General features: G+C 61.7%; 18 protein-coding genes. 7 read left to right on the plus strand and 11 right to left on the minus strand.

Annotation, left to right across the window (positions count from 1 at the left end):
• Positions 1-4 precede the first annotated feature (4 nt).
• The 7 genes from Q1B40_RS23605 to Q1B40_RS23635 all read left to right on the plus strand — a co-directional run bounded on the left by Q1B40_RS23605 (position 5) and on the right by Q1B40_RS23635 (position 5,901).
• Positions 5-892: an alpha/beta fold hydrolase gene (locus tag Q1B40_RS23605; protein ID WP_299820628.1), complete on the plus strand. Its 888-nt coding sequence runs from the start codon at positions 5-7 to the stop codon at positions 890-892.
• Positions 889-1,947 (plus strand): Ldh family oxidoreductase, encoded by a 1,059-nt coding sequence (locus tag Q1B40_RS23610; protein WP_299820631.1) that lies wholly within the window; start codon positions 889-891, stop codon positions 1,945-1,947. The genes Q1B40_RS23605 and Q1B40_RS23610 overlap by 4 nt, the downstream gene beginning before the upstream one ends.
• A 41-nt stretch (positions 1,948-1,988) precedes the next feature.
• Entirely contained in the window at positions 1,989-2,453 is a 465-nt protein-coding gene (locus Q1B40_RS23615) for a tripartite tricarboxylate transporter TctB family protein (RefSeq protein WP_299820634.1), read from the plus strand.
• 2 nt (positions 2,454-2,455) lie between these two features.
• Entirely contained in the window at positions 2,456-3,952 is a 1,497-nt protein-coding gene (locus Q1B40_RS23620; protein ID WP_299820637.1) for a tripartite tricarboxylate transporter permease, read from the plus strand.
• Between the two features lie 68 nt (positions 3,953-4,020).
• Positions 4,021-4,983, plus strand: a complete 963-nt coding sequence (locus tag Q1B40_RS23625; protein ID WP_299820640.1) for a tripartite tricarboxylate transporter substrate binding protein — start codon at positions 4,021-4,023, stop codon at positions 4,981-4,983.
• A gap of 63 nt (positions 4,984-5,046) precedes the next feature.
• Complete coding sequence (locus tag Q1B40_RS23630) at positions 5,047-5,421, plus strand: YciI family protein (protein ID WP_299820643.1); 375 nt, start codon at positions 5,047-5,049, stop codon at positions 5,419-5,421.
• A 150-nt stretch (positions 5,422-5,571) separates the two neighbouring features.
• Positions 5,572-5,901 carry an NIPSNAP family protein gene (locus tag Q1B40_RS23635; RefSeq protein WP_299820646.1) on the plus strand — a complete coding sequence of 110 codons (330 nt, stop codon included), beginning with the start codon at positions 5,572-5,574 and terminating at the stop codon, positions 5,899-5,901.
• Between the two features lie 57 nt (positions 5,902-5,958).
• Here Q1B40_RS23635 and Q1B40_RS23640 read toward each other — a convergent pair whose 3' ends face one another.
• The 11 genes from Q1B40_RS23640 to Q1B40_RS23690 form a co-directional block, all read right to left on the minus strand.
• Positions 5,959-6,654: an RraA family protein gene (locus tag Q1B40_RS23640; protein ID WP_299820649.1), complete on the minus strand. Its 696-nt coding sequence runs from the start codon at positions 6,652-6,654 to the stop codon at positions 5,959-5,961.
• A gap of 229 nt (positions 6,655-6,883) precedes the next feature.
• Positions 6,884-7,885, minus strand: coding sequence for an ABC transporter ATP-binding protein (locus Q1B40_RS23645; protein ID WP_299820652.1), 1,002 nt, complete (start codon positions 7,883-7,885; stop codon positions 6,884-6,886).
• A complete protein-coding gene (locus Q1B40_RS23650; RefSeq protein ID WP_299820655.1) occupies positions 7,882-8,871 on the minus strand; it encodes an ABC transporter ATP-binding protein in 990 nt (329 codons plus the stop codon). The genes Q1B40_RS23645 and Q1B40_RS23650 overlap by 4 nt, the downstream gene beginning before the upstream one ends.
• Complete coding sequence (locus Q1B40_RS23655; protein WP_299820658.1) at positions 8,864-10,417, minus strand: gamma-glutamyltransferase; 1,554 nt, start codon at positions 10,415-10,417, stop codon at positions 8,864-8,866. Before Q1B40_RS23655 ends, Q1B40_RS23650 begins: the two co-directional genes overlap by 8 nt.
• Complete coding sequence (locus Q1B40_RS23660) at positions 10,417-11,310, minus strand: polysaccharide deacetylase family protein (protein ID WP_299820660.1); 894 nt, start codon at positions 11,308-11,310, stop codon at positions 10,417-10,419. The genes Q1B40_RS23655 and Q1B40_RS23660 overlap by 1 nt, the downstream gene beginning before the upstream one ends.
• Positions 11,307-12,095 (minus strand): SDR family NAD(P)-dependent oxidoreductase, encoded by a 789-nt coding sequence (locus Q1B40_RS23665; RefSeq protein ID WP_299820663.1) that lies wholly within the window; start codon positions 12,093-12,095, stop codon positions 11,307-11,309. Before Q1B40_RS23665 ends, Q1B40_RS23660 begins: the two co-directional genes overlap by 4 nt.
• 6 nt (positions 12,096-12,101) lie before the next feature.
• Positions 12,102-12,968 carry an ABC transporter permease gene (locus Q1B40_RS23670; RefSeq protein WP_299820665.1) on the minus strand — a complete coding sequence of 289 codons (867 nt, stop codon included), beginning with the start codon at positions 12,966-12,968 and terminating at the stop codon, positions 12,102-12,104.
• Complete coding sequence (locus Q1B40_RS23675; RefSeq protein WP_299820668.1) at positions 12,965-13,894, minus strand: ABC transporter permease; 930 nt, start codon at positions 13,892-13,894, stop codon at positions 12,965-12,967. The genes Q1B40_RS23670 and Q1B40_RS23675 overlap by 4 nt, the downstream gene beginning before the upstream one ends.
• 10 nt (positions 13,895-13,904) lie before the next feature.
• Complete coding sequence (locus tag Q1B40_RS23680) at positions 13,905-15,407, minus strand: ABC transporter substrate-binding protein (protein WP_299820671.1); 1,503 nt, start codon at positions 15,405-15,407, stop codon at positions 13,905-13,907.
• Between the two features lie 85 nt (positions 15,408-15,492).
• Positions 15,493-17,007 (minus strand): ABC transporter substrate-binding protein, encoded by a 1,515-nt coding sequence (locus Q1B40_RS23685; RefSeq protein WP_299820675.1) that lies wholly within the window; start codon positions 17,005-17,007, stop codon positions 15,493-15,495.
• Positions 17,004-17,825, minus strand: coding sequence for a GntR family transcriptional regulator (locus Q1B40_RS23690; protein ID WP_299820678.1), 822 nt, complete (start codon positions 17,823-17,825; stop codon positions 17,004-17,006). Before Q1B40_RS23690 ends, Q1B40_RS23685 begins: the two co-directional genes overlap by 4 nt.
• Between the last annotated feature and the right edge of the window lie 117 nt (positions 17,826-17,942).

Consider the following 17,942-nt stretch of genomic DNA (forward strand, 5'->3'; position numbering starts at 1 on the left):
CTGAATGGAACACGATCTCACATTCATGTCAGACGGCCTGAAATTGTCAGGCATTCTGCACGTCCCCAAAGGACGCAAACCCGGACAGCGCCTGCCGACCTTCATCGTGTTGCACGGCTTCGTCGGCACCAAGGACAAGTCTCACGTGGAGCTTGTCGCGCGCATGATCGAGGAAATGGGCTATTGCGTTTTCCGCATCGATTTTCGCGGTTGCGGCCAAAGCGAAGGCGCGCGCGGCGAGGTGCGGTGCTTTGATCAGGTCGCCGACACGCGCAACGCGCTCAGCTTCATTGCACAGCGCGAAGAGGTGGACCCGGACCGCATAGGCGTCACCGGCCACAGCTTCGGAGCGGCCGTCGCGATCTTCACCGGCGGTGTCGATCAGCGCGTGGCCTGTGTTCTGTCGCTCTGCGGCTGGGGAGACGGCGAACGCAAATTCCGCGGACAACACCCGACCCCGGAGGCTTGGGCGAAATTCACCGCCCTTCTGGACGAAGGCCGCAGGCATAAGGCGGCCACGGGCGAAAGCTTGTGGGTTTCGCGCTTCGACGTGGTTCCCATCCCCGAAGAACTGCGCAAGAATCTGTCTCCACATGCCCAGTTCGAAGTGCCGGTCGAGACTGCCATCAGCATGTATAATTTCCGTGCGGAAGATGTCGTGGCCGAGATCGCGCCGCGTCCGCTTCTACTGTTCCATACCGCAGGGGACGTGATCACACCGATGGAGCAGTCGATCCGGCTGTTCGAAAAAGCCGGCGCCAACGCCGAGCTGATGATCCCTACCGGTGTCTCTCATTTCCCGCTGTCGGATGAGGACGAGCCGCATACCCGGGCGTTGATCCATGCCTGGCTGAAAAAATTCTTCCCGACACCGCTGGGTTCACAAGCATGAAGCTGTTCCACCCGGACAAACTCAAGCGGTATGCCGCAGATCTTCTGCAGGCCGGCGGTTACAGCCCGGCCCATGCGGAAAATACGGCTGAAATCCTTGTCTGGGCAAACGCGCGTGGAGCGGACTCACATGGGGTCCTGCGCATACCTCGCTATATCGAGATGACCGAAGAGGGGACCATCGATCCGGTCGCGGTTCCCCATGTCGTGTCCCGGGAAGGAGCGGTTTCCGTGCTGGAAGCAGCGCGCGCTCCCGGCCCTTCCGCGATGATCGCGGCCATGGATACGGCAGTGGAGACAGCCGGACGTTTCGGGATCGGCTGGTGCTCGGCGCGTAACATCACCCACGCGGGAGCCGTCGGCTACTTCGCGCTGCGAGCTGCCGAAAACGGCTGTCTGGGGATAGTCATGACGGCCTCCGGCCCCTTGATGGCCTACCACGGGGCTCGGGTCTCCGGGCTTTCGACAAATCCGATTTCCATCGCCGCACCATCGCAGGGACTGCCACTTCTTCTGGATATGTCCACCTCCACCGTGGCACTGGGAAAGATCATGCATGCCAGGGATACCGGCTCGGCCATACCGGAAGGTTGGGCGATTGCCGCTGATGGCACGCCTGCGACGGACCCTTCGGATGTGGCGACGCTGACACCTCTTGGCGGCCCCAAGGGGTCCGGCCTGTCCCTGATGATCGAAGTCCTCGCAAGTGTCCTCGTGGCAAACCCCGCGATCGCTCCTGTGCTGGCGGGAGAAAAAGGCGCCATGAATGGTGCCGCGCTGGCCATAAAGATTGCGGCTTTCGGTGAGCCGGACACCTTTGCCGAACACATCTCGGATCTGGCGGACCGCCTCAGGAAGTTGCCCCGTGCACCGGGCACAGACAAAATCCTGATGCCCGGGGAACGCGGGTTTTGTCTGTCTGCCGAACGCATGCAAAACGGCATTCCAATTGCAGAAGGCACACTCAAGCGATTGGCGGCGGTCGCCGACAGGTTCGGCATCGTTCCGCCGGCGCCTTCGAATACACCGGCAGGGACCATGAACAAGGGGCCGTGAAACAGGCCTCGTCGATCAACGGTCTCAGGGAGGAGACGGTTATGCAAAGCGTGACCCAGGATTGGCCAGGCACAGCGCGGCGCGCCCTGAGCGGCAGCGTGCTGCTTGTGGCGGGTCTTGTGATGCTGTTGATCTGCTGGAGCTATCCGGTGGGCAACCTGACCCAGATGGGTCCGGGGTACATCCCGCGTGTGGTGGGCTTCTTGATCTGCGCTTTGGCTGTTGCGATCATCGCCATTGACGTGGCGACCCCCGAAGCCGCGCAGGCGGGCAGGATGCATCCGCGTGGATTGATCTTCGTCTCGACGGCCATCCTCCTGTTCGCCGGTCTTATCGACATCGCCGGCCTTGTGCCGTCGATGTTCCTCGCCGTCGTCGTCTCGATGTTTGCCGATGACGAGGCGCGCCCCTTGCCCGTGCTGGTTTACGCCTGTCTCGCGACCCTTGGAGGGTGGCTGTTGTTCCTTGTCGCACTCGAATTGCCCATTCCGGCATTCTGGAGGTAGCGATGATCGATCAGTTCCTGCTCGGTCTGAGCGTCGTTCTGCAACCCGAGATCCTGATGTATGCCTTCATCGGCGTGTTCATCGGTCAGCTCATCGGGGTCTTGCCCGGGATCGGCGCAATCACGGCTATTTCGCTGTTGCTGCCGGTCACCTTCTACCTCGATGCAACGACCTCGATGATCATGCTGGCGGGCATATATTACGGTTCCCAGTATGGCGGCTCCATCGCCTCCATCCTTCTGAACCTGCCGGGAACGCCATCATCGGTGGTCACCTGTCTTGAAGGCTATCCGCTGGCGCAACGCAGCCGCGCCGGGCTTGCGCTTTTCGTGGCGGCCTGTTCGTCCTTCGTCGGCGGCATCGTCGGCGTCGCCATTCTGGTGCTGGCGGCGATCCCCATGACGATCATCGCGTTGCGCTTCGGCGCACCGGAATACGCCATGCTTGTGATCCTCGGCTTGCTCGCCGCCTCGCTGATCGGCACCGGTTCCCAGATCCGCTCCTTCGCCATGGTGCTCCTGGGGATCGCCCTGGGACTTGTCGGTGCGGATGCGACGACCGGGTACTACCGCTTTGTCGCCATGCCGGAAATGGCTGACGGGATCAGCCTTGTATCCCTGGCCATGGGCCTTTTCGGGGTCAGCGAGATCATCCGCAACGCCTCCCGGCGCAGCCCGCCGGGACCGGCGCTCTCAATCACCATGCGGGACGTCCTTCCCACCAGAGCGGAAGCCCGCTCCCTGGTGCTGCCGATTGTGCGCGGATCCGGCATCGGCAGCTTCTTCGGCGCCCTGCCCGGAACCGGTGCGGCCATTGCCTCCTTCATGGCCTACGCCATGGAGAGACGGTTTTCACGCACACCTGAAAAGTTCGGCAAGGGGCATCTGCCCGGCCTGGCGGCGCCGGAGTCCGCCAACAACGCGGCTGCCCAGACGGGCTTTATCCCGACGTTGACACTGGGCATCCCCGGTGATGCGGTGATGGCGCTGATCATAGGCGCGCTGATACTGAACGGCATCATTCCCGGACCGCGCCTCGCGGTCGATCAGCCGGAGCTTTTCTGGGGTGTGATCGCGAGTTTCTTCGTCGGCAACATCATTCTCCTTCTGATCAACATCCCGCTGATAAAGCTCTGGGTTCTGCTTCTGCGCGTGCCCTACCAGAAGCTCTATCCGGTGATCATCGTCATGATCTGTGTCGGCGTCTATTCACACCGCACCAGCGTCACGGATGTGGTTCTCACGCTCGCCTTCGGCGTGCTTGGCTACCTGATGAAGAATTACCGCTTCGAGCCGGCCCCCGTCATGCTGGGCTTTGTCCTTGGCCCGCTGCTTGAGGACAATTTCCGCCGGACCATGCTGCTGTACGGCGGCGATTTCACGATCTTCCTGACTCGGCCGATCAGCGCCATGCTGGTCGCATGTTCGGCCGTGCTGATCGCATTTGCCGTCTGGTCGGGAGTTTCGGCCATGAGAAAACCCGTCCACTCAACGCCTTGAGTTAAGCGAAAAGCCTTCAACAAGCCCGGGCTGACGGAACAAGGGCTTGAACAACTGGGAGGAATACAATGTTCAAGAAATTACTGGCAGCTCTGCCATTGACCCTCGCGCTGGCGCTGCCTGCCGCCGCGCAAGACAGCTTTCCCGATCACTCCTTGCGGATCGTCCACGGCTTTGGCGCCGGTGGCAATGCCGACACCGTGTCCCGCATCCTGGCCGAGGAAATGTCCAAGGGCCTCGGACAGCCGGTGGTCGTGGAATCACGTCCCGGCGCAGGAGGCACCGTGGCTTCCGGCTATGTCACCAAACAGGACCCGGACGGCTATACGATGCAGTTGATGGTGGGCGGCCACGCCGTGGCCGCGGCGCTTTACAATCAGTTGCCTTACGAGTCCGTCGATGACTACACCTTCATCTCCACCCTGGGCCAGTTCCCGTTCTTCATTGCAGCCAGAGCCGGTGAATACGAGTCCATCAATGCGCTGATCGAGGCTGCCAAGGCTGCCCCCGGCACGCTCAAGATCGGCCATTCCGGCGTCGGATCCACCCAGCACCTGACGGGTGAACTTCTCGATCTTCGCACCGGAGCGAAGTTCATTCATGTGCCCTACAAGGGCGGCGCTGCGGCAAGTACGGCCCTGATGGGCGGCGAAGTGGACGTGATCATCGACACCGGAACCGTTATCCGCGGACAGGCCGAAGCAGGCGTCTATGACATCCTTGCAGCGACTTCCGAAAACCGCTGGCCGGATTCTCCCGACGTTCCGACCGTGTCGGAAACCGTCTCCCCAGGTTTCGATGTCGTCTCCTGGACCGCCATCGGCATGCCCGCAGACGTGCCCGATGACATTGCCGAACGCATCCGCGGCGAAGTGCATAAAGCGCTGGAATTGCCCGAGGTGCAGGAAAAGATCGGCGACCTGGGAGCCAAGGCTGGCGGTTCGAGCGGCGAAGAGCTCAAGGCGCTCATCGAAGGCCAAATCGCCGTCTGGACCGACGTGATTGATTCAGCCGGTATCGACAAACGCTGACGTCCCGGCCCGCCGGTCCATTCCGGCGGGCCTTGTCGTTCCAGATCCGATTGGAGCCTCATCATGAGTGCACAGAAACCCGAAGACCTCTACGCCAGCATGCTGCGCCAGTCGCTCTATGTCATCACCACGACGCCCGCACGCGGACCCGGGATGCAGGAGCTTCTGCCCGCACATCTGGAGTATCAGATCAGGATGGAGCGCGACGGCATTCTGTTCGGCGCCGGCCCGCTGTTCGAGGAAGGTGCGGACGTCCCCTACGGCGGCATGATCATTGTGCGCGCCAGAGATGAGGCGGAAGCCCGCGCGCTCGCGGATGCCGATCCGTTCCACGCCGCCGGCCTGCGCCGGTATGACCTGCGCCGCTGGATGCTGAACGAAGGTTCGATGACCTTCACCGTGCGCTATTCCGACCAGACCGCCGTGGTCGGCGGTTAGGTCACGGCCAATTCCTGCACGACCATGCAGGAATTGAACTCTTATCTGATCCGCCTGCCGCACAAACCCGCGCAAGGTATCGACGAAGACCTGAGCACCTCGCGATAAAATCGCCGCGACATCGACTGCAGGCCCCAAAAGGAAATCCCGATGATCTATGAAATGCGCGTCTATTCATGTGTGCCCGGTGGAATGCCCGCCCTCCTGCAACGGTTCGAAACGACAACCTTGCGCATCTGGCAACGGATCGGCCTGCGTCCCGCAGGCTTTTTCACCACGTTGGTAGGCCCCTCGAACCACGACCTGACCTATTTCCTGGCATGGGAAACGCTGGAAGAGCGCGAGCGCCTCTGGACCGCCTTTGCAACAGATCCCGAATGGGTCTCGGCCCGTTCCGCCCATCAGGCCGAACACGGCGAAGTCGTGGCCAACATCGCTTCCAGCTTTCTAACTCCGACCGCCTTCTCCACGGTGCGCTAGAAACCGGAATATGGCATGCCCCGGTCCGCGTAAGACAGCGCGACGGATTTGGGCATTTCATTCATAAAAGCCGTCAATCTGCTCGAAACCCTCAGCCTCGAGCGCAGGCTCGACCCAGCTCCGGTCCAGGGTTCCGGCAAGACCTGCCGCAACCTTCTCCTGATCCGTCTTCGACAAGGCGCGGGCTCGCTCCAGCACACCCGCAGCGCCCGTCCGCGGAATGACCACCACGCCGTCATTGTCGGCCAGGATGACGTCCCCCGCGCTCACGCTGACGCCGCCGCAGGCGATTGGAACGTTCACTTCTCCCGGACCGTTCTTGAAAGGTCCGCCGGGCCGCAGACCGGTGGCGAACACCGGAAGCTCCAGGCTGTCCAACGAGTCGACATCGCGCACCGGACCGTCGAAGACCATCCCGGCAACGCCGCGAGACTTCGCATATCCGAACATCACTTCGCCCATCAGCGCCTGATTGTCCGCACCACCGTTGGAAACGATGATCACATCACCGGGCACGGCGATGTCCAAGGCTTTGTACAACAACAGGTTGTTGCCGGCACAGACCCGTACCGTCACCGCGGCGCCTGCCATTGGCGCGGCAAGCGGCGGCCCCATCCGGCGGATGCGTGGCTCCAGGGAGTTCAGGCGGTTCATCGAGTCGGCGACATTGGCCGACGGCAAAGTACGGAACCCGTCCACAATGTCGGCAGGCGTTACCTGACGCTTGAGATAAATTCTTGAACCGACGTTCATACCATTTCCCCCGCCTTTCTCCGGCAGGCCACGGCCAGCCGCCTCCCCGTTAGATCTCGGGAAGCTTGAGGGCACCGATCCATAGCGTCAATTCGAATTAATTTATCGATCGATATTCATGAGGGACGAGAAGCCCATGGCGGCTCTGGCTCTTCGCGTTGCCTACACTCGCGACAACGGCAGGACGCGGATCGGCCCGCTGCCCGAGAAGCAGACGACCAGCCGGAGCCTACCGCAGGAAACAGGCTGTTTCCCGGCCGTATTCGTCCTGCCGCAGAGCCGGTTTTTCATCAGCGCAACGTGCCTCGCGGATGGGACACCTCGTGACGAAGGGACAGCCTTTCGGCGGGTCCACCGGGCTGGGAAGATCGCCTTCCAGGAGCACCCGTTTCTTTGCTCTCTCCAGAACCGGATCCGGCAAGGGAATCGCCGACAGCAAGGCTTCCGTATACGGGTGACGGGGCGCCCTGAAGAGGATGTCGGCCGGCCCCTGTTCCACGATATGACCGAGATACATCACGATGACCCGGTCGGCGATGTGCCGGACCACGGACAGGTCATGCGAGATGAAAAGATACGCAAGCCCCAGATCCCTCTGCAGTTTCATCAGCAGATTCAGGATCTGCGACTGGATCGATACATCAAGCGCCGAAACCGGCTCGTCGCAGATGATCAGGTCCGGTTCCAGCGCAAGGGCCCGGGCGATGACCACACGCTGACGCTGCCCCCCGGAGAGCTCGTTCGGGAAACGGTCCTTCTGGCCCGGATTGAGACCGACAAGATCAAGCAGCGTTGCGACACGTTCGTTCTGCTGCGTCTTCGGCACCTTGTTGATGGCAAGTGGCTCGGCAATCGACTGGCCGATTGTCCGCTTCGGGTTGAGCGCGGCGACCGGATCCTGAAAGACCACCTGAAGATTGCGCCACATGCTGGCACGCTCCTCCGGTCCGAGACCGGCAATATCGCGCCCCCGAAACGAGACCCTGCCCTCGGTGACGGGCGCAAGGCCGAGGATGGCGTTGCCGGTCGTCGACTTCCCGCATCCGGATTCCCCCACAATCGCTACCGTCTCGCCTTCGTGTACCCGGAAGGAGACACCGTCGACCGCTTTCACCACCTGCTCCTCGCCGAACAGGCTTTTCCTGCCCGACGGGAAATGAACCTTCAGGGTATCGACCTGAAGAAGGACAGGGCGCGGCGATTGCTCCGGTTCCCGCTGCGCCTCACTCATTGGAGCGTCTCCGTCTTGTCGGAATGCCAGCAGGCGACAAGCCCACCCTGCGCCCCGGTTGCAGCTTCGAGTTCCGGTGAAAGCAGACAGACATCGTCGGCAAGCGGACAGCGTGTACGAAACCGGCACCCTTTGGGAAAGGCGCTGATATCGGGAACCGTCCCCTTGATGGAATAGAGCTCTTCCTTGGGTGTGTCGGTAATCTTGGGAATCGTTGTCAGGAGAAGTTTCGTATAGGGGTGCTGCGGAGCCCTGAACAGCTGGTGCACTTCCGCCTGCTCGACAACCCTGCCGCCATACATGACGCAGACGCGGTCGGCTATGGACGCCACAACGCCCATGTCGTGGGTAATGATGAGAATCGAGGTGCCCGTCTTGTCGCGCAGGCGGCGCATCAGATCGAGTATCTGCGCCTGAACCGTGACGTCGAGAGCCGTCGTCGGCTCATCGGCGATCAACAGGTCCGGCTCGGCGATCAGCGCGGAGGCGATCATCACCCGCTGACACATGCCGCCGGACAATTCCCAGGCAAACTGCCGGGCGCGTTTTTCCGGTTCCGGGATACCGACATCGGCAAGCATCTGCACGGCCTTCGACCAGGCCTCCGCTCGCCCCGCCCGGCCATGCACGAACAGGCTCTCGGCAACCTGTTCGCCGACGCTCAGGAGAGGATTGAGAGACGCAATCGGCTCCTGGAAAATCATTGAAATGCGCGTCCCGCGAAGACGGCTCATTTCCTGCTCGTCCAGCGGATCGATCCGCTCGCCGTTCAAAAGAATATCGCCTCCGCTCTGCACGACGCGGCCCGACAGCAGTCCCATGGCGGAAAGCGCCGTCAGGCTCTTGCCGGACCCGCTCTCTCCCACCAGGGCGACGATCTCGCCTTTCCCGATGTCGATATTCACCCCGTCAACCACCTGGAAGGGACCGACGGAGACTTTCAGCCCGGAGATCCGGAGGGTGGTGTCGGCGCGTGCGTCAGCCATCGGCCCCTCCTTCGGCGGCGCCCGTCCAGGGGTTCACGGGATGAACCATGCCAAATCGCTTGCCGGTGACGCGGTCGTTCAACACTGCGGAGGGAATGGCGAAACATACCGGATGCAGCGTGTTGCTGGTGATCCGCACCGGATAATGTTCGGCCACGGCCGCCGCGACGTCCGGCTCCGCCGTCCGGTCGATCACGATCGTCGGACCGCTGCCGTCGAGACGCGGGGCGTGGAAGGCTTCATCCAGGGAGAGTTCGCCATCCACCAGATAGGATATGAGCTGGGCCAGCGCCGGGAATATCTGCCGCCCGCCGGCCGCACCGATCGCCAGCCAGGGCTTGCCTTCCCGATGCAAGATGGCCGGTGACATGTTGGCAAGCGGTTGCGCCGAGGGGGCAATGGCGTTCGGCACCCCGTCGCGGGGATCGAACCACATCATGCCGTTGTTCATCAGAATGCCGCTTTGCGGCAGGAGAACCTTCGAGCCGAAGCGGGACAGCAGCGTGTTGGTGAGAGAAACCATGTTGCCGTCCTTGTCGACCACCGAGACATGACTGGTGCAGTCCTCCCGGCTGCCTGCATGACCCATGGTCTTCAGGCGGTCTTCATAGGTCGTTCGAATGGCTCTGGCATAGGCGGATGCCGCTTCCGCACTGTTCACCTTGAGCCGCGGCAGAACATCTTCGAGTTGCCCCAGCGTGTTCAGAAGACTGGCCCCGCCGCACAGGCCCGGAACGACATGCACGGTCGTTTCCCGGTAGGGCGCTGATCTGGAATGCGACCAGCGCGGCCGGTAGCCGGCAAGGTCCTGCGCGTCGATGACCGACCCGCCCGCCTGAAGGTCCTCGACAAGACTTCTGGCGATGTCGCCTTCGTAGAAGTCCCTGGCACCTGCCTCCGCGAGGCGGCGAAGCATCTTGGCCTTGGTAGGCATCGGCAGAAAGGCTTCCGCCTCACCCAGCCCGACCTTGCGTGGTTTGCCGTTGTCCAGGAACAGGTCCGCCGTTGCGGGAAACCGGGATAGGCCCGACAGATCGATGGCAAGGCACAAGCTGGTGAACCAGTCGACGATCATGCCGCGTTCGGCGAACTCGATGGCAGGCGCAAGCGCCTCGGCCCAGCTGATTGTCCCGTATTTCTCCAGCGCTTCGGCAAAGCCCGCGATTGCCCCGGGCACGCAGATGGACGAATAGCCGATTATATTCCGGTCGTCCTCCACAGCGGGCCAGTCAAACCAGTCGCCATCAAGCCCGCCGCTCAGCGGATACTGGTCGCGGGTCATGTTGCGGCTGGCGCGGACATTGAAATCCAGCGTATCGACTGCCTGTCCCTGCCCGTCAGCCCACAGAAGCAGGCCGCCGCCGCCGACGCCGCTCAACCAGGGTTCCACCACCGAAAGCACGAGCGCCGTGACAACGGCTGCATCCATGGCATTGCCGCCGGCATCCAGGATGGCGGCACCGGCTTGCGCCGCTTCGAACTGCTGGGCGGCAACGATGCCTTTTGTCGAGACAAGCTGGTGCTTGTGAATATTCCAGGTCTGCATCAGGCGCCTTTCCAGGCCGGATGGTTGAAGAGGGTCTCCGGTATCTCCGGCGAAACGGCATCCCGACCGGGCGTCACCGCTTCATAATGCGCCGCGACCTCGCCTACGGTCGCGACCCAGATTCCGCTGTCCGACAGAACACTTTCGAGAAGCTTTTCCAGCATCTGCGTGCGCGCACCGCGCCCGGAGATCCAGTCGTGCACGGTGAGCATGAACAGCGTACCGAACGTGCGACTGGCGGTCAGTTCCTCCTGCCAGGCAGAAAGCACTGCATCTGTCCCGACCGGCGGCCAGCTGTCCATGCCCGGCCCGCCGAGGAACTTGAAGAAGATGGCATCATCCGTCGCCCAGTTGACCGGCACCTCGGTAAGCCCGTCCACGCAATAGGGCGTCTCGAAACCCATGAGCGAACTGTCGTAGAAGCCGTGGCGCTTGACCTCGGCCACCATATGCGGGGTCATCTCCCAGGCAGGCGACCGGAACCCGGCCGGCTTTTTTCCGATCTGTTTTTCGAACAGCGCGATGGAAGCCTCGAGCATGCGCGAGAATTCCGCATCGCTGACCTGTTGAACGAGTTCGTGGAAATATCCGTGCAGCCCAACCTCGTGACCGGCCTCCAGCAATTCCGGCAGCATCCAGGGATGCGCCTCGGCAACCGCACCCGGCACGAAGAAACTTCCCTTGACGCCGACGGACTCCAGCAGCCGGGCAAGCCGTGCGAGCCCGACCCGCGGGCCGAAGTGGCGCTGTTCGAGGTGGGACAGCAGGGCCGGCGGATCGTTGCGGTTGTTCCACATCCAGGGCGAATGGGCATCCACATCGACACTGAAGCAGAATGCGGAGGTCTTTCCCTCCGGCCAGGGATACGGGGCTGCGGGTTTCAGGCTGCTCATAGCGGTGTCTTCTTGTCCTGGAATACGTCAAGGGTGCCGGCTGAATTGCCACCGTCGACGGAGAGGGTCGTACCGGTCACATAGGAGGCTTCCCGTGAAGACAGATAAAGAACCGCCGGCCCGATATCGTCCATGCTGGTCGGCCGTCCGAGAGGAATGCCCCTGATTGCCCGGGTCACATGTTCCTCCGAAAGGGCGCTGACGCTGCTGCCGGCGGCAAATCCCGGTTCGAGGGCATTCACACGGATGCCGAACTCGGCAAGCTCGACCGCAAATCCCTTGGTCAGCCGGTCGAGCGCCGTCTTCGAAACGCAATAGGGCACGACGGTCCGGCGCATCTTGCGGGCAGCGCCGGAAGAAATATTGACGAAACTCCCGGTCTTGCCCGCCTTGATCATCTGCAGGGCAAAGCCGCGCGAAAGATGAAACGGTGCCCGCAGGTTGACATCCATGAGCCGGTCCCAGTCGCTGGTGTCTATGTCGAGCAGAAAGCCGCTCGGATAGATGCCCGCATTGTTGATCAGGATGTCGGGAGCACCCCAGGCATCGCCGACCGCCTTGATGAGATTGTCCATGTCCTCGGTCGACGTCAGGTCGCAGGCCCGGGCGAAACTTCCCTCGGTGCCGAGTTCCGTGACCAGGTCTTCCAGCGCGGCCTGGTCCATGTCCGTAACGCAGACCTTCGCGCCGACTGCTGCGAATGCCTTGGCGATCCCGCGGCCGAACAGGCCGAGCGCACCGGTGACGACAACACCTTGTCCCTGAAACTGAGTACCGAATTCCATGATGAACTACCGTGACTTGGGATTGAGATAGTCGCTGAGACGGTCACCGATGAGATTGACCGACAGCACGAGAAGAAAGAGACAGATTCCTGGGAAAGTGGCGATCCACCAGGCGTTGGAGACATAGTTGCGCCCGACGCTCAGCATTGCCCCCCAGCTTGCGGTGGGCGGCTGGACACCCAGCCCGAGGAAGGACAGACCCGCCTCGAAGAGAACCATCAGGCCGAATTCCAGCGTGGCGACCACGGAGAGAGCGGCGATAATGTTCGGGAAGATATGCAGGGCGAGAATGCGGACCCAGCCGGCCCCCATGGCCGTCGATAGGCGGACATAAGGCATGTTCGCCACCGACAGGGTCTGACCGTAGGCAACACGCGCATAGCGTGGCCAGCGGGTCAGGGCCAGCACCAGGATGACGTTGATGAAGCCCGGCCCGAGGACCGCAACCGTAATGATCGCCAGCAGGATTGCCGGGATGGACAGGAAGATATCCACGATCCGCATGATCACCGTCTCGACCCAGCCGCGCTTGTAACCAGCCGCCATCCCGAGCACCGTTCCGACCACTCCCGACAGCAGAACGGACAGGAAGGCGACCGACAGTGAGACGCGCGCGCCATACATCAGCCGGGAGAGCAGATCCCGACCGAGTTCGTCCGAACCGAGCACGAACAATGTTCCCCGGGCAAGCGTTCCCGGTGGCTTCAGGCGCCCCATCAGGTTCTGCGTGTTCGGATCGACAGGCGCCAGCAGGGGCGCCAGCGCGGCGACCAGCACCATGAACGCGACGATCATCACAAAGACGCCGACAGGTATCCCCTTGCCGTCTGCGGGAAAGAAGACCGTGCGCAGGCTTTTGAGAGCTCCCGTCATCGGCCGGTTCCGTCCAGGCGGATTCTGGGATCGACGAAACTGTAGAGAATGTCGGCGAGAAAATTCATGGCGATCGTCACAAGTGCGCCGAGCAGGACGACGCCCTGAACGACAACGAAATCACGTGAAACCACCGACTGGACCGTCAGCAGACCCAGCCCGGGCCAGGCAAACACCGTTTCCACGATCACCGCTCCGGCCAGAAGCTGGGAGATTTCCAGCGCGGTGATCGAGATGACCGGAATGGCCGAGTTACGAAGCAGATGCCGGATCACCAGCCTGCGGGTCTTCACGCCCCGCGCCCGTGCGGAACGGATGTAGTCCTTCGACAGTTCGTCCAGCACCGAACTGCGCATGATGCGGGCATAGGTCGCCATGGACAGAAGGCCCAGCGCAATGGACGGCATGATGAGATGGGCGAACGAGCCCGAACCCGACGGCGGCAGCCAGCCGAGCGAGACGCCGAAGAGGAGGATCATGAGAATGCCGCTCCAGAAGGTCGGCATGCTTTGTGCCGCCAGAACAATTCCCATAAGCCCGTTGGTCCAGAATTTCTTCTGCGCGAGCGCCAGCAAAAGCCCGAGAGGCACACCGATGACCACAGCGACCAGCAAGGCACCGGCGGCGAGTTCCAGTGTGTAGGGAAGCCGCGACGCAATGATCGTGGTGACCGGAACATTCTGAATGAAGGATTTTCCGAAATCCAGACTCAGCGTATCCCGGAAAAAGTCCACATACTGAATGAACAGCGGCCGATCGAGGCCCAGCGCATGGCGCATGGCCTCGATATCCTCCTGCGTCGCCGTTTCCGGCACGAGCAGGTATGTCGGATCTCCGGTCAGACGCTGGATGAAGAACACCAGCGTCATGACACCGAAGAGCGCGACGAGCGACTGGCCGATGCGGCGCAGGAGGAAGCTTGTCATTGCGTCTTGCTCAGTTCTGCCAGCTCATCCGGTTGAGGAAGAGGCTTTCGTTCGCGGTCGGCTGCCAGACGAGCGCATCATTGGCGCCGTAGAGAGCAGCCGCCTGATAGAGTGGCAGAATATAGGTGTTGTCCGCCACGATCTTCTGAACCTTGGAATAGGCGTCCAGACGGGCAGCCTCGTCGAGTGTCGCCCGGCCGGTCTCCAGCAGTGTGTCCAGCGCTGGGTCGTTTACGCGCGACCAGTTGGAGGACGAATGCAGGAGCGGATACTGAACCCCGTCGACATCCTGGCAGGCGCAGGACCACCTGCCGAAGCTGAGCTGAGGGCGCGCGGACTGTTCCGGGTTCTGGGCGGCTTTCAGATAGGTTGCCATGTCGGTCATGGAAATTTCGACGTCGAACCCGGCTTCGTTCAGCATCTGCTGGATGGCCTGGACGATACGCTGGTCATAGACCGGCGAGGTCGCGAATTTCATCGGCACCTTGGCCGCTTCGCCTTTTTCCTCAACGATCGCCCTGGCTTTTTCAAGGTCGTAGGGAACGGGTTCGACCCCCTCCACGAAACCGAAATGCGCGGAGGTTGCCATCTGGCTGGCGACGCTCTCGCCACCCTGCAGAATGCCTTCGACAATGCCTTCCCGGTCAATTGCCATTGCGGCGGCCAGGCGGATTTCCGGATCGTCGAGCGGCGGAACCAGAGTGTTCATGCCCATGAAGCCGACACGTTCGGTGGGCGCGGACAGCACCTTGACGCCGTCGGCTCCCTCGAACTGCATGGCCAGGTCGCTGTTGAGCGATACCACCAGGTCGGCTGTTCCTGCGCGCAGGTTCGCAACGCGGGTGGACGCATCCGGCACGGCCTTGAAGACGACGGTTTCAAAAGGCCCCTTGTCGCCCCAGTAGTTGTCGTTCTTGCTCAGGGTGACCTGAACGCCGCGGTCCCACCCGTCGAACTTGTAGGGACCCGAACCAACCGGAGCCTCGTTAAAGCCTTCCTTGCCGAGCTTGCCGGCAACATGCTCCGGCACGATGGACAGTTTCACGAGCTGGGCAAGCAGCGCCGGATAAGGCTCCTTCGTGGTCAGGACGACCGTGTTGTCGTCCACCTTTTTCGCGTCGACGATGGAATTGAACTGACCGAGCTGCGGACTGGAGAAGTCCGGATCGGTGATCCGCTTGACCGAATAGACGACGTCGTCAGCCGTCAGCGGTTCGCCGTCGTGAAACGTGATCCCGTCGCGGATGTCCAGTTGCAGCTCGGTATCGGAGATCTGTTCCCAGCTCTCGGCAACCTGCGGCACGATCTCGCCGTCATTGTTGCGGGTGACGAGATTGTCGAAGATGTTGCGATAGACGTAGTAGCTGTCAGGATTCCACTGCATGTGGGGATCAAGTGTCGCCGGCTCGTTCACCAGATCGACCACCAGTTCGTCCTTGGCAAGCGCCGCAGAAGCCGTGGTCAGCATCACCGAGACGACAGCGGCCGCCCTGAGTAATTTCGAAAAAGACATTTGCAGTCTCCATGCGTGAGGTCCGGCGCACGGGGCGCGCGGCAAAAGGGGGAGCGGCCGGCGTGAAGTCGCCGGCCTTCGGGGATTATTCCGACCAGCCCATGCGGTTCAGGAACATGCTCTCGTTGGAGGTCGGCTGCCAGTCCAGCTTGTCCGACGCGCCATAGATGATTGCTGCCTGGTAGAGCGGCAGGATGGCGGCCTTTTCCACGGCAAGCGCGTTGAGTTCCGCATAGAGCCCTGCGCGCTTTTCCAGATCCAGCTCGCTGCGCGCGGCATCGAGCAATTCGTCGATCTTCGGATCCGAGAACCGGGACCAGGCGGACGACGAATGCAACAGCGGATACATGATGCCGTCCGGATCCTGGCACGCGCACGACCAGCGCGAGAAGGTCAGCATCGGCGCCTGATCGTTGCTTGTCTGCTGATCCTTGAGCCAGGTGGCCATGTCGACAATCTCGATGGAAGCGTTCAGGCCGACTTCGGTCAGCATCTGCTGGATTGCCTGCACGACACGCTGGTCGAACACCGGCGAGGTTGCCAGAGCCATCTCGACCTTCGCATCGTCGCCGAGACCGGCGATAATCTCCTTGGCTTTTTCGGGATCGTAGGTGAAGCCGGTCATGCCGTCCTTCCAGCCGAAATGGGCCGGCGACAACATCTGGTCCACCACCTTCGGATAGCCCCCCAGAAGGCCTTCGACGATGCCTTCACGATCGATTGCGTAGCCGATCGCCTTGCGAAGTTCCATATCGTCGAGCGGAGCCTTGGTGCTGTTCATGGCGAAATAAGCGACGCGCTCGGTGTTCACGTTTTTCACCACGCCGCGGCCGCTGGTTTCAAGCTGCTGGGCAAGGTCAGCGTTGAGCGTGACCACCAGATCGGCGGTGCCGGCCTGCAGGTTCGCCATGCGGGTGGAGGCATCCGGCACGCCCTTGAAGGAGACGGTTTCGAACGGCCCCTTGTCGCCCCAGTAGTCGTCGTTTTTCTCCACGACAACTTCCACGCCGCGATCCCACTTGACGAACTTGTAGGGACCGCTGCCGACCGGCGCGGCATTGAACTCTTCGGACGTCATCGAGGAGGCGACGTGCTCGGGAACGATGGACAGCTTGACGAGCTGTGCAAGCAACGCCGGATACGGACCGTCGGTCGTCAGCTTGACTTTGTAGTCGCCTAGAGCTTCGGCCTTGATGATCTTGTTGAACTGGCCGAGCTGCGGGCTGGCGAAATCCGGATCGGTAATGCGCTCGATGGAGTAGACGACATCTTCCGCCGTCAGCTTCTCGCCGTCGTGAAAGACAATGTCGTCGCGCAGATCGAACGTGATCTCCGTATCGCTGACCTGATCCCATGCCGTGGCGATCTGCGGCACGATTTCACCCGCATTGTCGCGCGTGAGCATGTTGTCGAAGATATTTCTGTAGACGTAATAGCTGTCCGGATTCCATTGCTGGTGCGGATCGAGGGTCGCCGGTTCGTTCACCAGATTGACCGTCAGCAGGTCCTTCGCAAGACCAGCCGCCGGAGCAGTGAAGACCAGGCCGACCGAAAGTATGAGTGGCGCGATACGATGCGCCGTTTTTCTGAACGCGTTCATGATTCTGTTCCCGTACTAGATGACCTGTCGCGCGAGGAGACACGAATAGGTCCGTCTGCAGGCTTTTTTGATTCTTCTTGCTGTTTTGCCGGTGCTGCCTGCCGTTTTGAGCTTCCTCCGTCCAACACCAGCTCGCTGCCGTCGTTGAGCAGTCCTTCGCTGGCGAAGCTTTGAAATCTGTCGAGATGTTCCATCAGCGCCGCTTCGGCCATCTCCGTTTTCCCCTCCGCAAGCGCATCGACGAGGGCTTCCGCGTTGATCGACCCCATCGGCTTGGCGCCGCCGATCTCGAGAAACCGGACAATCCGGTCCGACTGGTCCCAGAGGCTCGCAAGAAAATTGGCCACGATCGGATTGACGCCCTGAGCGACGAGGTCGAACAGATCGCGCTCGTATCCGCGCCGGGTGGAAAGCGACCCCTCATCGCACTGATCGCCGATGATGGCGATCATGTTGGCAAGGTTCGCCGCCTGGCCGAGGGCGTCGGCTTTCAAAGCGGCTCCGGCGAGAGCCGGTTCCGCGAGCCGACGGGCCGAAATCACCTGTCCGATCAGTGCTCCGCTCATCGGCAGGACCCGCCACCCGAGGCGCGGGATCGGCTGCATGAGACCAAAGGCCGAAAGCTTGGCGAGCGCAGCGCGCGTCGCCGCGCGCCCGAGACCGAACCGTTCCGCAAGCTCCACTTCCGTCGCCGTGGAACCAGGAGTGAGTTCACACCACAAGATCGCCTGGGAGAGCCGCTCCTCGGCGAATTCGGTTTTCTGCTTGGGTTCGAGAACCGACTGCCTCGACATGAAGGGGGAATTGCGATCATACATGAAAATGTCTTTCTCCGTGTTTAGACATGTTCAATAAGAATCTTAGACATGTCAAGGTTACGTTTTAGGCATGCCTAAAGAAAAAGCCGGGCAAGGCCCGGCTTCTTTGAAACGTCG

This window comes from uncultured Roseibium sp. (genome assembly GCF_947496995.1).
Classification (GTDB): Bacteria; Pseudomonadota; Alphaproteobacteria; order Rhizobiales; family Stappiaceae; genus Roseibium.

What these genes read in the sequence shown, in the direction of transcription:
- Q1B40_RS23680 (WP_299820671.1), bottom strand. Translation starts at nt 15,407, where the DNA reads ATGTCTTTTTCGAAATTACTCAGGGCGGCCGCTGTCGTCTCGGTGATG.
- Q1B40_RS23610 (WP_299820631.1), top strand. Translation starts at nt 889, where the DNA reads ATGAAGCTGTTCCACCCGGACAAACTCAAGCGGTATGCCGCAGATCTT.
- Q1B40_RS23660 (WP_299820660.1), bottom strand. Translation starts at nt 11,310, where the DNA reads ATGAGCAGCCTGAAACCCGCAGCCCCGTATCCCTGGCCGGAGGGAAAG.
- Q1B40_RS23625 (WP_299820640.1), top strand. Translation starts at nt 4,021, where the DNA reads ATGTTCAAGAAATTACTGGCAGCTCTGCCATTGACCCTCGCGCTGGCG.
- Q1B40_RS23615 (WP_299820634.1), top strand. Translation starts at nt 1,989, where the DNA reads ATGCAAAGCGTGACCCAGGATTGGCCAGGCACAGCGCGGCGCGCCCTG.
- Q1B40_RS23640 (WP_299820649.1), bottom strand. Translation starts at nt 6,654, where the DNA reads ATGAACGTCGGTTCAAGAATTTATCTCAAGCGTCAGGTAACGCCTGCC.
- Q1B40_RS23650 (WP_299820655.1), bottom strand. Translation starts at nt 8,871, where the DNA reads ATGGCTGACGCACGCGCCGACACCACCCTCCGGATCTCCGGGCTGAAA.
- Q1B40_RS23675 (WP_299820668.1), bottom strand. Translation starts at nt 13,894, where the DNA reads ATGACAAGCTTCCTCCTGCGCCGCATCGGCCAGTCGCTCGTCGCGCTC.
- Q1B40_RS23630 (WP_299820643.1), top strand. Translation starts at nt 5,047, where the DNA reads ATGAGTGCACAGAAACCCGAAGACCTCTACGCCAGCATGCTGCGCCAG.
- Q1B40_RS23605 (WP_299820628.1), top strand. Translation starts at nt 5, where the DNA reads ATGGAACACGATCTCACATTCATGTCAGACGGCCTGAAATTGTCAGGC.
- Q1B40_RS23690 (WP_299820678.1), bottom strand. Translation starts at nt 17,825, where the DNA reads ATGTATGATCGCAATTCCCCCTTCATGTCGAGGCAGTCGGTTCTCGAA.
- Q1B40_RS23670 (WP_299820665.1), bottom strand. Translation starts at nt 12,968, where the DNA reads ATGACGGGAGCTCTCAAAAGCCTGCGCACGGTCTTCTTTCCCGCAGAC.
- Q1B40_RS23665 (WP_299820663.1), bottom strand. Translation starts at nt 12,095, where the DNA reads ATGGAATTCGGTACTCAGTTTCAGGGACAAGGTGTTGTCGTCACCGGT.
- Q1B40_RS23655 (WP_299820658.1), bottom strand. Translation starts at nt 10,417, where the DNA reads ATGCAGACCTGGAATATTCACAAGCACCAGCTTGTCTCGACAAAAGGC.
- Q1B40_RS23620 (WP_299820637.1), top strand. Translation starts at nt 2,456, where the DNA reads ATGATCGATCAGTTCCTGCTCGGTCTGAGCGTCGTTCTGCAACCCGAG.
- Q1B40_RS23635 (WP_299820646.1), top strand. Translation starts at nt 5,572, where the DNA reads ATGATCTATGAAATGCGCGTCTATTCATGTGTGCCCGGTGGAATGCCC.
- Q1B40_RS23685 (WP_299820675.1), bottom strand. Translation starts at nt 17,007, where the DNA reads ATGAACGCGTTCAGAAAAACGGCGCATCGTATCGCGCCACTCATACTT.
- Q1B40_RS23645 (WP_299820652.1), bottom strand. Translation starts at nt 7,885, where the DNA reads ATGAGTGAGGCGCAGCGGGAACCGGAGCAATCGCCGCGCCCTGTCCTT.